Raw genomic sequence first — 13,566 nt, forward strand, 5'->3', positions numbered from 1 at the left:
AAAGGAGCGCGAACCATATCCGGTCCGCGCCCCTTTCACATGCGTATTTCGCTGTGCGTGATCAGCTCTGGCGGCGGGCCATGAAGGCGAGCCGTTCGAACATCATGATGTCCTGTTCGTTCTTCAGCAAGGCGCCATGCAGCGGCGGGATCGCGGCATTGGGGTTGGCATCCTGCAGCACTTCGAGCGGCATGTCTTCGTTGAGCAGGAGCTTGAGCCAGTCGAGCAGTTCGCTGGTCGAGGGCTTCTTCTTCAGACCCGGCACTTCGCGGATTTCGTAGAACACTTCCATCGCCTTGGTCACCAGGCTCTTCTGCACGCCGGGGAAGTGGACTTCGATGATGTCGCGCATCGTCTCGGTGTCGGGGAACTTGATGTAATGGAAGAAGCAGCGGCGCAGGAAGGCGTCGGGCAGTTCCTTCTCGTTGTTCGAGGTGATGACCACGATCGGGCGTTCCTTCGCCTCGATCCGCTCATGCGTTTCGTAGACGTCGAAACTCATGCGGTCGAGTTCCTGCAACAGGTCGTTGGGGAACTCGATATCGGCCTTGTCGATCTCGTCGATCAGCAGCACGGGCAGCTTTTCGGAGGTGAAGGCTTCCCACAGCTTGCCGCGCCGGATGTAGTTCGAAATGTCATGGACGCGCTCGTCACCGAGCTGGCCGTCGCGCAGGCGGGCCACCGCGTCATATTCGTAAAGGCCCTGCTGCGCCTTGGTGGTCGACTTGACGTTCCATTCGATCAGCGGCGCGTCGAGCGCCTTGGAAATCTCGTGCGCCAGAACCGTCTTGCCCGTTCCCGGCTCGCCCTTGACCAGCAGCGGACGCCTCAGCGTAACAGCGGCATTGACCGCGACCTTGAGGTCATCGGTCGCGATATAGGATTTGGTGCCTTCAAAACGGGTCGGTTCTGTCATCGGTTTTCCCTTGCAACTTTACGTTAGCGTTAGGGGCCGGGCACCGCTCGTGCAAGGGGGCGTTATGGGTTCAGACGCGAGGGAGATTGCATGCCTACCGAAACGATCACGATCGCCACCGATGCGGGGCACGAGCTGACCGGCTCGCTGGAAATGCCGACCGGGCTGGTGCGCGGCGCGGCGCTGTTCGCGCATTGCTTCACCTGCACCAAGCAGAGCCGCGCTGCGGTCAGTGTGGCGCGCGCGTTGTCGCGTGAAGGCATCGCCTGTCTGCGGTTCGACTTCACCGGGCTGGGCGGCAGTGAAGGCGACTTCGGCCGTGCCGGTTTCGCCACCGATGTCGCCGACCTGGTCGCTGCGGCCGAGGACCTGCTGCGCCGGTTTGCGCAGCCCGTCCTGCTGGTCGGGCACAGCCTCGGCGGGGCGGCGGTGCTCGCTGCGGCAGACGATCTGGGATTCGACAAGGTCGCCGCGATCGCTACCATCGGCGCGCCCAGCGATGTGCCGCATGTGCTGGGCCGGATCGAAGGCGATATCGACGCCATCCGCGAGCAGGGGGAAGGGCCGGTCACGATCGGTGGCCGCGATTTCTCGCTCAGCCGTGAATTCATCGAGCGGGTGGAGGCGACCGACCTGCTCGAGGAAGTGGGCAAGCTGCGCTGCCCTTTGCTGTTCCTCCATTCGCCGACGGACGATATCGTCGGCATCGAGAACGCCAGCGCGCTGTTCGGCGCGGCACGGCATCCCAAGAGCTTCGTCAGCCTCGAAGGCGCCGACCACCTGCTGCTCGACCGCCAGTCGGCAGAATTCGCTGCCGGCATGATCGCCGCCTGGGCCAATCGCTATCTCCCGCTGCGCGACGACTGGCCGCTGCCCGAAGAAGGGATCGTCGCCAAGACCGGCCACGGCAAGTTCGGGACCGAAGTGCATACCTCGAACCACAGCTTCGTGGCCGATGAACCGCGCAGCTATGGCGGCGACGACAGCGGCCCGACGCCCTACGACCTGCTCAACGCGGCGCTGGGTACCTGTACCGCGATGACGATGAAGATGTACGCCGACCGCAAGGGCTGGCCGCTTGAGGGCGTGACCGTGGAAGTCACGCATGAGCGCAACCACGCGGATCGCTGCGACCACGCCGAAGCCATGGCGGAAGGCACCAAGATGCAGGCGCTCAACCGGCGGATTGCAGTCCACGGCGACGCGCTGGATGCAGACCAGCGCCGCCGGATCATCGAAATCGCCGATAAATGCCCGGTCCACCGCACGCTCGAAGGCGAGCTGCACGTGCATACCGAAAGCGCCGACTAGGCGTCGATCATCTCGCGGTCCATGTCGCCGGCATTGTTCTGGATGAAATTGAACCGGTGTTCGGGGTTGCGGCCCATCAGCTGGTCCACCAGCTCCTTGACCACCGCGCGCTGTTCGAACTCGGCGGGCAGGGTGATGCGGATCAGGCTGCGGGTCTCCGGGTCCATCGTGGTTTCGCGCAGCTGGGCGGGGTTCATCTCGCCGAGCCCCTTGAAGCGGCCGACATCGACTTTCTTGCCCTTGAACACGGTGGCCTCGAGTTCGGCGCGATGTTCGTCGTCGCGGGCATAGCGGCTCTCCTTGCCCGCGGTCAGGCGATAGAGCGGAGGCTGCGCGAGGTAGAGTTGCCCGCCGCGCACCACTTCGGTCATTTCCTGGAAGAAGAAGGTCATCAGCAGCGTGGCGATATGCGCGCCGTCGACATCGGCGTCGGTCATGATGATGATGCGATCGTAGCGCAGGTTTTCAGGCTCGCAGTCCTTGCGCGTGCCGCAGCCCATTGCCAGCGTCAGGTCGGCGATCTCGCTGTTGGCGCGGATCTTGTCCGCCGTTGCGCTGGCCACGTTGAGGATCTTGCCGCGGATCGGCAGGATCGCCTGCGTCTTGCGGTTGCGCGCCTGCTTGGCGCTGCCGCCCGCAGAATTGCCTTCGACGATGAACAGTTCGGTCTCGCCTTCGCCTTCGCCCGAGCAATCGGTCAGCTTCCCAGGCAGGCGCAGCTTCTTGGCATTGGTCGCGGTCTTGCGCTTGATCTCGCGTTCCTGCTTGCGCCGCAGGCGCTCGTCCATGCGCTCCATGACCTGGCCGAGCAGCGCCTTGCCGCGGTCCATATTGTCCGACAGGAAATGATCGAAATGGTCGCGGACTGCGTTCTCGACCAGCCGTGCCGCTTCGGGCGAGGTCAGCCGGTCCTTGGTCTGACTCTGGAATTGCGGATCGCGGATGAAAACCGAGAGCATGACTTCAGCACCGACCATGACATCGTCGGCGGTCAGGTCCTTCGCCTTCTTCGCGCCGGTCAGCTCGCCGAAGGCGCGCAGGGCCTTGGTCAGCGCAGCGCGCAGGCCCTGTTCGTGCGTTCCGCCGTCAGGGGTGGGCACGGTGTTGCAATACCAGCTGGTCGACCCGTCCGAATAGAGCGGCCAGGCGATCGCCCATTCGACGCGCCCGGCCTCGTCGGGAAAATCCTGCGTGCCGGCAAAGGGCTGCGCGGTGACGCATTCGCGCCCGCCGAGCTGTTCGGCCAGGTGGTCCGCAAGGCCGCCGGGAAATTTGAACACCGCTTCGGCGGGGACATCGTCGCTGGTCAGGCTGGGGGCGCATTTCCAGCGGATTTCGACCCCCGCGAAGAGATAGGCTTTCGAGCGCGCCAGCTTGAACAGCTTCTTCGGATTGAACTGCCGGTCGCCGAAAATCTCGGTGTCGGGCACGAAGCTGACCGTGGTTCCGCGGCGGTTGGGGGTAGGGCCGAGCTGTTCGATCGGCCCGAGCGTTTCGCCGCGTGAGAATTTCTGTGCGTAGAGTTGCTTGTCGCGTGCCACTTCGACGCGCGTATCGCTCGACAGCGCGTTCACCACCGATACGCCGACGCCATGCAGGCCGCCGCTGGTGGCATAGGCCTTGCCCGAGAACTTGCCGCCTGAGTGCAGTGTCGAGAGGATCACCTCGAGCGTCGACTTGCCCGGATATTTGGGATGTTCACCCACCGGGATGCCGCGCCCGTTGTCGCTGACGACGACGCGATTGCCTTCCTCGAGCCGTAGTTCGATCCGTGTCGCGTGCCCGGCTACGGCTTCGTCCATAGCGTTGTCGAGCACTTCGGCCACGAGATGGTGCAGCGCGCGGTCGTCGGTCCCGCCGATATACATGCCCGGACGCCGCCGGACAGGTTCGAGCCCCTCGAGGACCTCGATCGAGGAAGCGTCGTAATCGCCGCTGGACGTGGGCGTGTTTTCGAACAGATCGTCGGACATGCTGCAGGAATACCGCTCTAGGCCGCTGCCTTACAAGCGGCGCGGCCGGATTTACCCACCGTACCGAGGCCGGGGCGTGCGGGCCGCGTCCATCGGGACGGGACCGAGGTCAGAAACGGGCCGGGGCGTTCTCGACCACCACGACCGCACCGTCACGGACCTCGCGGACCTCGAAGGCGCGTTCGACGAGGCCATTGGGGCCGAAGCGGAAGGCGCCGTCGAGACCGAGGAAACCGTCCTCGCTGCGCAGCGCCCGGTCGGGGAAATCGCGGCCGACGCGCCAGTCGCGCGCCACGCGCAGCGTCAGCAACACCGCGTCATAGCCGAGCGTGGCGATGCGATAGGGCTGGCTGCCGAAGCGCGCCTCGTAACTGTCGACGAACCGCTTGTAGCGATTGTCGGACACGGCCGAGAACAGCGCGCCGCGCAGCGCGGAGGCCCGCGTTACCGAGCCTTCGCCGCTCCACAATTCGGTGCCGAGCAATTGCGGTGTGCCGCCGGCACGCGGCTTGAGCACGCCGGCCGCCTGCGCCGCGAGACGCGCGCCGTCGGCGATCAGCACGGTGTCGTACCCGCCATGCGCCTTGAGCCGTTCGGCGGCGCTGACGATCGACGTATTGCCGCGGGCGTAGCGTTCGGTCCACACCATGGTGCCGCCATAGGCCGCCACCGCGCGGCGGGCGGCTTCCTCGGCACGGGCGCCATATTCGCCATCGGGAGCGATGATGGCGAAATTCTGCGATCCGCGGCTGCGCGCATATTGCACGGTGCGCATGATCGACTGCTCGGGAATGTGCCCCATGATCAGCACGTCGGGTCCGGCCGCGCCGGTATCGTTCGAGAAGGAAATGACCGGGACGTCCGCCGCCCGCGCCGTGGCGGTGATCGACGGGATGTTCGACCCGAGCAGCGGGCCGAGGATCAGCTTGTTGCCCTCGGCGATCGCCTGGCGCGCTGCCGCTTCGGGGCCCTTGGCGGTATCGTAGCTGGTAATCCGCAGATTGCTGGCATTGGTGTCGAGCAGCGCCATGGTGGTGGCGTTGGCGATCGACTGGCCCACGGCGCCGTTGGTGCCCGACATCGGTACCAGCAACGCGATGCGGTGGCGCGTTTCGTCGCTCGGCAGGCTCTGGGTCGGTTCGGGGGTCGGCGTGGTGACCACCGGTCCGGCGCGGTCGGCGCCCTTGGGAATGACCGAACAGGCCCCCAGCAGGGCGGCCAGCCCCACGGTTACCATTGCCCGGCGGTCGATAGTCCAGCGCTTCATCTTGCCGCGTCCCTCATTCTTGGTTCAAAGGAGGGGGGTGACAGATGCGCCCCCTCCCGAAACTGCCCTTACACCCGGGCTCTATATCGTCGCCACCCCGATCGGCAACCTAGGGGATATCACATTGCGAGCGGTCGACGTGCTGCGCCGCTGCGACGGCATCGCGTGCGAGGATACGCGCGTCACCGGCAAGCTGCTCAAGCATCTGGGGATATCGAAGCCGATGTGGCGCTATGACGACCACAGCGAACACCGCGACCGCACCCGGCTGGTCGAATCGATGCGCGATCGCGCGGTCGCGCTGGTCAGCGATGCGGGCACGCCGATGGTTTCTGATCCCGGCTATCGCCTCGTCAACGACTGCCGCGCCGAGGGTATTCCGGTGACCGCGCTGCCCGGCGCCTGCGCCGCGGTCACGGCGCTCGCGCTCAGCGGACTGCCCAACGACCGCTTCCTTTTCGCCGGCTTCCTGCCGAACAAGGACAAGGCGCGCCGCGAAACGCTGGAGGAACTGGCCGATGTCGACACGACGCTGGTGTTCTACGAAACCGCACCGCGGCTGACCAAGTCGCTGGCGGCCATCGCCGAGGCGCTGCCCAACCGCAATGTCGCCGTGGCGCGCGAGCTGACCAAGCTGCACGAGGAACTTCGCCCCGGCCTGCCGCACGGCCTGATCGCCTATTACGAGGCGCATCCCCCGAAGGGCGAGATCGTGCTGCTGGTCGGGCCGCCGCCCGAGCGCGTGGCCAGCCCCGAATACGCCGAACAATTGCTCGCCGATGCGCTGCGCACGCTCAAGCCGTCGCAGGCCGCGGGACAGGTGGCGAAAGCGACCGGGCTCGATCGCAAGGAACTCTACGCCAGGGCGCTGGAACTGCGTTCCGAATGACGCGCAGGCTGGCCGAGAAACGCGGCCGCGACGGCGAAACCCGCGCTGCGGTCTGGCTCAGGGCCAAAGGCTGGCAAATCCTCGACCGGCGGGTCAAGACACCGGCGGGCGAGATCGACATCGTCGCCAGAAGAGGCGGGGTGATCGCCTTCGTCGAAGTGAAGTGGCGCCGCCGGCGCGCCGATCTCGATCATGCGGTCGACGAACACCGGCTGTCGCGCGTGGCTGCCGCCGTGGAAGCGGTAGCGCATCGCTATGCCGGAAGCGGCGAAGATATCCGGCTCGACGTGATCCTGCTTGCACCGGGCAGCTTCCCTCGCCACATCGCCAACGCATGGCAGCCCTGAGCTCCGCTTGCGCGTCCGGTGCGCAGCGGGTGGTGAGCGGGCCAGCCGGAATTCCCTACCGTGCCCGGCACCACCCGGACACGCCAAGCGAAAGGTAAGTGCATGTCGCTCCGCGTTGCCATCCAGATGGACCCGCTCGAAAGCATCAGGATTGCGGGCGACAGTTCGTTTGCGCTGATGCTGTCGGCTCAGGCACGCGGCCACGAGCTGTGGCATTACGATGTCACCAGCCTGGCCTATGAAAGCGACGGCACGCCCCGCGGGCGGATCACCGCGCATGCCGCGCCGGTGACGGTCCAGCGGGTCGAGGGCGACCATTACACCGTCGGGGAACGGCGCCGGATCGATCTGGCGCAGGATATCGACGTTGTGCTGATGCGGCAGGATCCGCCGTTCCATCTTGGCTATATCAGTGCCGCGCTGCTGCTCGACCGGCTCAAGGGCACCACGCTGGTGGCAAACGATCCGCGCGAAGTGGTCAATGCACCGGAAAAGATGTTCGTGCTCGATTACGCGCGGTTCATGCCGCCGACGCTGGTCGCGCGGCATCTCGACGATCTGCGCGACTTCCAGAAACGCCACGGTTCGGTGGTGGTGAAGCCGCTGCATGGCAATGGCGGGAAGGCGATCTTCCGCATCGACGAGCAGGGCACCAACCTGTCCGCGCTGTCCGAAGTATTCGACCAGACCTGGCCCGAACCGCACATGGTCCAGCCGTTCCTCCCCGAAGTCAGCGAAGGCGACAAGCGGATCGTGCTGGTCGATGGCAAATTCGTCGGCGCGATCAATCGCTTCCCGGGTGAAGGCGAGTTCCGTTCGAACCTTGCGCAGGGCGGCCATGCGGAAGCGGCGACGCTGACCGCGCGCGAGGAAGAAATCTGCGCGGCGATGGGCCCCGAGCTCGAACGGCGCGGGCTGGTCTTCGTCGGCATCGACGTGATCGGAGGCAAATGGCTGACCGAGATCAACGTCACCTCGCCCACCGGCATCGTCGCGATCGACAAGTTCAACGGGACCGACAGTGCGGGCCTGATCTGGGATGCCATCGAACGCCGCCACGCGGCGATGTAGGACCGTTGGCGCGGCCGGGCCGTTAGGGCACCTATGCACGAATTTATCCTCCGCGCGATCGAGCAGGGCGGGCTGCTGGGCATTTTCCTGCTCATGGCAGTCGAGAACATCTTCCCGCCGATCCCGTCCGAAGTGATCATGGGGCTGGGCGGGGTCGCGGTATCGCGCGGAACGATGGATTTCTGGCCGCTGATGATCGTCGGCACGGTCGGTTCGACCGCGGGCAATTACGTCTGGTACTGGCTGGGCGACCACTGGGGGCGCACGCGGCTCGAACCCTTCGTCAACCGCTGGGCGCGCTGGCTGACGATGGAGTGGCAGGATGTCGAACGCGCGCAGGGCTTCTTCCAGCGGCACGGGCCCTGGGTCGTCTTCGTGTTCCGCTTCACCCCGGTCTTTCGCACGATGATCTCGCTGCCAGCGGGACTAGCGCATATGGGGCTGTGGCGGTTCCTCGGCTTCACCTTTGCCGGGGCCTTCATCTGGAACCTGCTGCTGGTCGAGAGCGGACGGCGGCTGGCGGTATGGCTCGCCGAATTGCAAGAGGTGCTCGGCTGGATCACCCTCGGCCTGCTCGGTCTGACGCTGGCTGGCTATGCGTGGCGGGTCGTGACCTGGAAACCGCGCGCCGAACGCTAGTCCTGTTCGCGCGGATGGGCCTTGCGATAGGTATCGAGCAAGGTGGCCGCATCGACCTTGGTATAGATCTGCGTCGATCCGAGGCTGGCATGGCCCAGCAGTTCCTGCAGGCTCCTGAGATCGGCCCCGGCACCCAGCAGATGCGTGGCGAAGCTGTGGCGCAGCGCATGCGGCGTGGCGCTATCGGGCAGGCCGAGCGCCCTGCGCGCCCGCGCGGTCGCCTTCTGCAGCACGCCCTGTGACAGTGCGCCGCCCTTCGCACCGCGGAACAACGGATCCGATTGGGTGAGCGGCCACGGGCACCGGGCGGCATAGTCGGCCACCGCCTCGCGAATGATCGGGAGCAACGGGACCACGCGCTGCTTGCCGCCCTTGCCGGTCACGGTCAGCCGTTCGCCCAGCGGCAGGTCGGCGCCGGTCAGCGACAGCGCTTCGGCAATCCGCAGGCCGGCACCATAGAGCAGCAGCAAGACCGCGCGATCGCGCGCGCCGATCCAGTCGTCGCTCGCCAGTTCGGCAACCGTATCGGCCAGCCCGACCGCATCGTCGGGCGTCACCGGGCGCGGCAGTCCCTTCGCAATGCGCGGACCGCGCAGCCGCGGGGGGTCGGATACCGCGTGGCCAGCCTGCGCGCGGGCAAAGGCGATGAACCCCTTGAGCGCAGACAGTTCGCGCGCGGCGGAGGCATTGGAAAGCCCGTCCGCCCGGCGCGATGCCAGATGCGTGCGCAGCCGCGTTGCCGGCAATCGGGCTACCTCGTCCCATGTCGCCAGATCCATCCGCGTCAGCAGCCGCTGCGCCGCCGTGCCATAGGCCCGTACCGTGTGCGGCGAGCGCCTCAGCCCGAGGGCCAGATGGTCATGCCAGGCCGCGAGCATGTCGGCGCCGGTCATGAGGTTACGAGGTCGGCCTGAACCAGCTCGCCGAGCAGCGCGTCGAGCACCGGCATTCCGCGCGGCGTGACACCGATCCGCGGCCCGTCGGACCACGCCATGCCCAGATCGCGGTAGAGTGCCAGCTTGCGGGCGTCGATCAGCGTTTCCGGCTGCGCGCCGAAGCGCTGCGCCAGCTGCGCAAGATCGACGCCTTCGAGCAGACGCAGCCCCATCAGCAGCGCCTCGCTCGCCTGTTCGCTGCGCCCCAGCGGCCGCGCCTCGGCGATCCCGTGCTGCTGCGCTGCAAATGCGCCCAGATAGTTCTCGGGCTTGCGGTGGCGCACCGTGGCGGTGTCGCAGCGCCTGCCATGCGCGCCGGGTCCGATCCCGATATAGTCGAGATAGCGCCAATAGGTCAGGTTGTGGCGGCTCTCCTGGCCGGGACAGGCATGATTGCTGGTCTCGTAGGCGGGTAGTCCCGCCGCCTCGGTCATTTCGCGGGTGAGGGCGAAGAGATCGGCTGCCGGGTCGTCTTCCAGCGGTGCGAAGATCCCCTGGCGGACATCGGTGGCAAACCGTGTCGAGGGTTCGATCGTCAGCTGGTAGAGCGACATATGGTCGGTACCGAGCGCAAGCGCGCGGCCCAGCTCGGCGTGCCAATCGGCCTCGGTCTGACCGGGGCGGGCATAGATGAGATCTATCGAAACGCGTTTGAAATGCCGCTGTGCGACTTCCAGCGCCTGCAGTGCTTCGCTTGCGCCATGCAGCCGGCCGAGGAAACGCAACGCCTCGTCGTGCAGGCTCTGGACGCCAAGCGACACCCGATTGACCCCGGCCATGGCCAGATCGGCGAAATTGGCTGCCTCCACGCTGCTGGGATTGGCTTCAAGTGTGATCTCGACAGCGGGATCGAAACCCCACAACCGATCAGCTTCGGCGATCAGTTCGGCCACCAGGCTGGGCGGCATCAGAGACGGTGTTCCGCCGCCGAAAAAGATGCTTGTCAGCGGTTCTTCAGAATTTGCCTGAACATGCTCATGGCGCATGTCGGCAATGAGCGCGTCTTTCCAGACGGCAGTCTCCGCAGTTTTCCGGACATGGCTGTTGAAGTCACAATAAGGGCATTTTGCGATGCAGAAAGGCCAGTGAATGTAGAGCGCGCGGGCCAATTGTGAGTTTACCCAATCTTAACGATCGTAACCGATTTGCCCGACGCATGAAGAGCGTAGGAAATCGCAGAATGCCGTGGTTCGGTGCTTTGTCCGTGGCGTGTGCCATGGCCTTGGGCCTCGCTGCAAGCGGTTCGTCGACTCCCGCAGCGGCGAATGGCGCCTTCACCCACTCCCGCGCGCTGCCCACTGCGACCGATCGGCACCTCGCCGCGCGGATCCTGCGCGCGCATAATGAGGAGCGCCATCGCCTGCGTCTCCAGCCGCTCAAGTGGAACGTCCATCTCGAACGCGAGGCGGAGGAATGGGCACAGCATCTCTCGCGCATCGGCCGGCTCCGGCATGCCGACAGCCGCCAGCGCAACCGGACGGGCGAAAACCTCTGGATGGGGACCGCCGGTCACTGGCCGGTCGAGACCATGGTCGACATGTTCATCGCCGAAAAACGGCATTACCGCCACGCCCGCTTCCCCGATATCTCGCACACCGGCAATTGGGCGGATGTCGGGCATTACACGCAGGTGGTCTGGCGAGACACGCAGGAAGTGGGCTGCGCCGTCGCTACTGCCGCGGGCAACGATGTGCTGGTCTGCCGCTATTGGCCCGCCGGCAACATCTGGGGTCAGAAGCCCTACTGAGGCTTAGCCGAACTGCTCCGCGACCAGCTTCGCAAACGCATCGGCGCGGTGACTGATCGCGTGTTTCTGCGCCGGTTCGATCTCGGCAAAGGTCTGCTCGTTGCCCTCGGGCACGAACACCGGATCGTAACCGAAGCCCATTTCGCCACGCGGCGGCCAGGTTAGGGTCCCCGGCACGGTGCCTTCATAGACTGCGTGCTCACCATCGGGCCATGCCAGTGCCAGCACGCAGTGGAACGCGCAGGACCGGTCTACATCCGCGCCCTGTTCCTGCAACAGCCCCTCGACCTTGCCCATCGCCATGTACCAGTCCCGGCCCGGATCGCCTTCGAACCACTGCCGTTCGGCCCAGTCGGCGGTATAGACGCCCGGCCGCCCGCCGAGCGCAGTGACCGACAGGCCGCTGTCGTCGGCCAGCGCGACGATGCCCGACGCCTCCGCCGCAGCCCGCGCCTTGAGCAGCGCGTTCTGGACGAAGGTGGTGCCGGTTTCGGCCGGTTCGGGCAGACCCAGCGACCCGGCCGACAGGCATTTCATGCCATGCGGTTCGAGCAGCGCGGAAATCTCTTTCAGCTTGCCGGCGTTATGCGTGGCAATCACGAGCGAGCCCGAACCGAGCCGGCGTGTCATTTGCGCGTGGCCTCGTCCTGCGCCTTGAATATCTGTGCGCAGCCCATCTGCGCCAGCCGCAGCAGGCGGAGGAAGGCTTCCTCGTCATAGGGCGCGCCTTCGGCAGTTGCCTGCGCCTCGGCGATCTTGCCGCCTTCGATCAGCACGAAATTGGCGTCGGCATCGGCATTGCTGTCCTCGGGATAGTCGAGGTCGAGCACGGGCGTGCCCTGGTAGACCCCGCAGGATATCGCCGCGACCTTGGCGGTGATCGGGTCCTGCGTGATGTCGCCCGACTTGAGCAGCCCGTTGACCGCGAGGCGCAGTGCGACCCACGCGCCCGAAATCGACGCCGTGCGCGTGCCGCCGTCAGCCTGGATCACGTCGCAATCGAGCGTGATCTGCCGTTCGCCGAGCTTCTTGTGATCGACCACCGCGCGCAAGCTGCGCCCGATAAGCCGCTGGATTTCCTGCGTCCGGCCGCTCTGCTTGCCCTTGGCCGCCTCGCGCTGGCCGCGCGTATGCGTGGCGCGCGGAAGCATCGAATATTCGCCGGTGACCCAGCCTTCGCCCTTGCCGCGCAGCCACGGCGGGATGCGTTCTTCAACGCTGGCGGTGCACAATACCCGCGTCTCGCCGAAGCTGATCAGGCAGCTGCCCTCGGCGTGCTTGGTGTAACCGGTTTCGATAGTGATGGCGCGCATTTCGTCGGGCGCCCGGCCGGAAGGTCGCATGGGGTTCTCCATTGCAGTCGAATCTCGCGAGTGCCTGTGGCGCAAGCCCCTTGAGGCCGCAAGGGGAGTGGTTAGATAGGGGGCATGAATTCCCCGCCGCTCAACGATCTGACCGAACGCGCCCGCGAGATATTCCGTCTCGTCGTCGAAGGCTATCTCGACAGCGGCTCGCCGGTCGGATCGAAGGCGCTCGCGGGCGAGGGGCGCGTCAACCTTTCTCCCGCCTCGATCCGCAACGTGCTGGCCGATCTCGAGGCGCGCGGGCTCCTGTCCGCGCCGCATACGAGCGCGGGGCGCATGCCCACCGATACGGGCTTGCGGCTGTTCGTCGACGCGATGATGCAGGTGGCCGAACCGACGCGCGAGGAACGCGACGCGATCGAGCAGCGGCTGGGCGAACCCGGACCGATCGAACGCGCGCTGGAGGAAACCAGCGCGCTGCTGTCCGACCTCTCGGGGGCGGCGGGCATGGTCATGGTGCCGACGCGCGAACCGCGCCTGGCACAGGTCTCGCTCACCGCGCTCGACACGCACCGCGTGCTGGCGGTGCTGGTTGGTGAAGACGGCCAGATCGAAAACCGGATCATCGCGCTGCCCGCCGAAGCGCTCGGCACGTCTCTGGAACAGGCCAGCAACTACCTCACCGCGCGCAGCGCGGGCCGTACGCTGGCCGAAGCGGCCAGCGCGGTGGAAGAGGAGATTGCCAGCGGGAAATCGGCGCTCGACGAAGCCAGCAGCGATCTGGTGCGCCGCGGTCTAGCGACTTGGAGCGAGGATGCCGCGAAACGGCCGGTGATGATCGTGCGCGGGCAGGCCAACCTGCTCGACGAGGCGGCGCTGGGCGATATCGAGCGCGTCCGGTCGCTGCTCGACGATCTGGAAAGCAAGCAGTCGGTCGCCAGCCTCCTCGAACGCGCGCGCCGCGCCGAAGCGATGCGGATCTTCATCGGCAGCGAGAACCGCCTGTTCTCGCTTTCAGGATCGTCGGTCATCGCCTCGCCCTATCGCGACCGCGAGGGCAGGGTGGTCGGCGTGCTGGGGGTGATCGGCCCGACGCGGTTGAATTACGCGCGGGTCGTCCCCATGGTTGATTTCACCGCCCGATCCTTGGGCAAACGCATTGGCTGA

14 protein-coding genes are annotated in these 13,566 nt (G+C 66.2%); 7 read left to right on the plus strand and 7 right to left on the minus strand.

What is annotated here, in order from left to right:
- Positions 1–61: 61 nt before the first annotated feature.
- A complete protein-coding gene (locus SJY12_RS02665) occupies positions 62–916 on the minus strand; it encodes a MoxR family ATPase (RefSeq protein ID WP_063505897.1) in 855 nt (284 codons plus the stop codon).
- A gap of 90 nt (positions 917–1,006) precedes the next feature.
- Here SJY12_RS02665 and SJY12_RS02670 point away from each other — a divergent pair, with 90 nt between their 5' ends.
- Positions 1,007–2,227, plus strand: a complete 1,221-nt coding sequence (locus SJY12_RS02670) for an alpha/beta fold hydrolase (RefSeq protein ID WP_397505904.1) — start codon at positions 1,007–1,009, stop codon at positions 2,225–2,227.
- On the opposite strand, the gene parE is transcribed toward SJY12_RS02670, so the two are convergent.
- Both parE and SJY12_RS02680 read right to left on the minus strand, forming a co-directional pair.
- A complete protein-coding gene (gene parE / locus SJY12_RS02675) occupies positions 2,224–4,200 on the minus strand; it encodes a DNA topoisomerase IV subunit B (protein ID WP_397505905.1) in 1,977 nt (658 codons plus the stop codon). The genes SJY12_RS02670 and parE overlap by 4 nt on opposite strands.
- A 109-nt stretch (positions 4,201–4,309) precedes the next feature.
- Complete coding sequence (locus tag SJY12_RS02680) at positions 4,310–5,467, minus strand: penicillin-binding protein activator (RefSeq protein WP_050600548.1); 1,158 nt, start codon at positions 5,465–5,467, stop codon at positions 4,310–4,312.
- 37 nt (positions 5,468–5,504) lie between these two features.
- On the opposite strand from SJY12_RS02680, the gene rsmI reads away from it, so the two are divergent.
- The 4 genes from rsmI (at position 5,505) to SJY12_RS02700 (ending at position 8,413) form a co-directional block, all read left to right on the plus strand.
- Positions 5,505–6,356, plus strand: a complete 852-nt coding sequence (rsmI, locus tag SJY12_RS02685) for a 16S rRNA (cytidine(1402)-2'-O)-methyltransferase (RefSeq protein ID WP_397505906.1) — start codon at positions 5,505–5,507, stop codon at positions 6,354–6,356.
- Positions 6,353–6,703, plus strand: coding sequence for a YraN family protein (locus tag SJY12_RS02690; protein ID WP_050600546.1), 351 nt, complete (start codon positions 6,353–6,355; stop codon positions 6,701–6,703). Before rsmI ends, SJY12_RS02690 begins: the two co-directional genes overlap by 4 nt.
- 102 nt (positions 6,704–6,805) lie before the next feature.
- Positions 6,806–7,774, plus strand: a complete 969-nt coding sequence (gene gshB / locus SJY12_RS02695) for a glutathione synthase (RefSeq protein ID WP_063506048.1) — start codon at positions 6,806–6,808, stop codon at positions 7,772–7,774.
- 33 nt (positions 7,775–7,807) lie between these two features.
- Positions 7,808–8,413: a DedA family protein gene (locus SJY12_RS02700; RefSeq protein ID WP_397505907.1), complete on the plus strand. Its 606-nt coding sequence runs from the start codon at positions 7,808–7,810 to the stop codon at positions 8,411–8,413.
- Here the strand turns inward: SJY12_RS02700 and SJY12_RS02705 are convergent.
- Positions 8,410–9,306 carry a tyrosine recombinase XerC gene (locus SJY12_RS02705; protein WP_397505908.1) on the minus strand — a complete coding sequence of 299 codons (897 nt, stop codon included), beginning with the start codon at positions 9,304–9,306 and terminating at the stop codon, positions 8,410–8,412. The two genes, SJY12_RS02700 and SJY12_RS02705, sit on opposite strands and share 4 nt — an antisense overlap.
- Positions 9,303–10,457, minus strand: coding sequence for a radical SAM family heme chaperone HemW (hemW, locus tag SJY12_RS02710; protein WP_397505909.1), 1,155 nt, complete (start codon positions 10,455–10,457; stop codon positions 9,303–9,305). The genes SJY12_RS02705 and hemW overlap by 4 nt, the downstream gene beginning before the upstream one ends.
- Before the next feature lie 71 nt (positions 10,458–10,528).
- On the opposite strand from hemW, the gene SJY12_RS02715 reads away from it, so the two are divergent.
- The gene (locus SJY12_RS02715) at positions 10,529–11,095 is read left to right on the plus strand and encodes a CAP domain-containing protein (RefSeq protein WP_397505910.1); all 567 of its coding nucleotides are present in this window, start codon (positions 10,529–10,531) and stop codon (positions 11,093–11,095) included.
- Between the two features lie 3 nt (positions 11,096–11,098).
- Here SJY12_RS02715 and rdgB read toward each other — a convergent pair whose 3' ends face one another.
- Positions 11,099–11,725 (minus strand): RdgB/HAM1 family non-canonical purine NTP pyrophosphatase, encoded by a 627-nt coding sequence (gene rdgB / locus SJY12_RS02720; RefSeq protein ID WP_397505911.1) that lies wholly within the window; start codon positions 11,723–11,725, stop codon positions 11,099–11,101.
- On the minus strand, positions 11,722–12,438 hold the full coding sequence (rph, locus tag SJY12_RS02725) for a ribonuclease PH (RefSeq protein ID WP_050600709.1): 717 nt from the start codon (positions 12,436–12,438) through the stop codon (positions 11,722–11,724). Before rph ends, rdgB begins: the two co-directional genes overlap by 4 nt.
- An 84-nt stretch (positions 12,439–12,522) precedes the next feature.
- On the opposite strand from rph, the gene hrcA reads away from it, so the two are divergent.
- On the plus strand, positions 12,523–13,566 hold the full coding sequence (hrcA, locus tag SJY12_RS02730) for a heat-inducible transcriptional repressor HrcA (protein ID WP_050600539.1): 1,044 nt from the start codon (positions 12,523–12,525) through the stop codon (positions 13,564–13,566).

The organism is Qipengyuania sp. R86523, assembly GCF_044596365.1.
GTDB classification, from domain to species: domain Bacteria; phylum Pseudomonadota; class Alphaproteobacteria; order Sphingomonadales; family Sphingomonadaceae; genus Qipengyuania; species Qipengyuania citrea.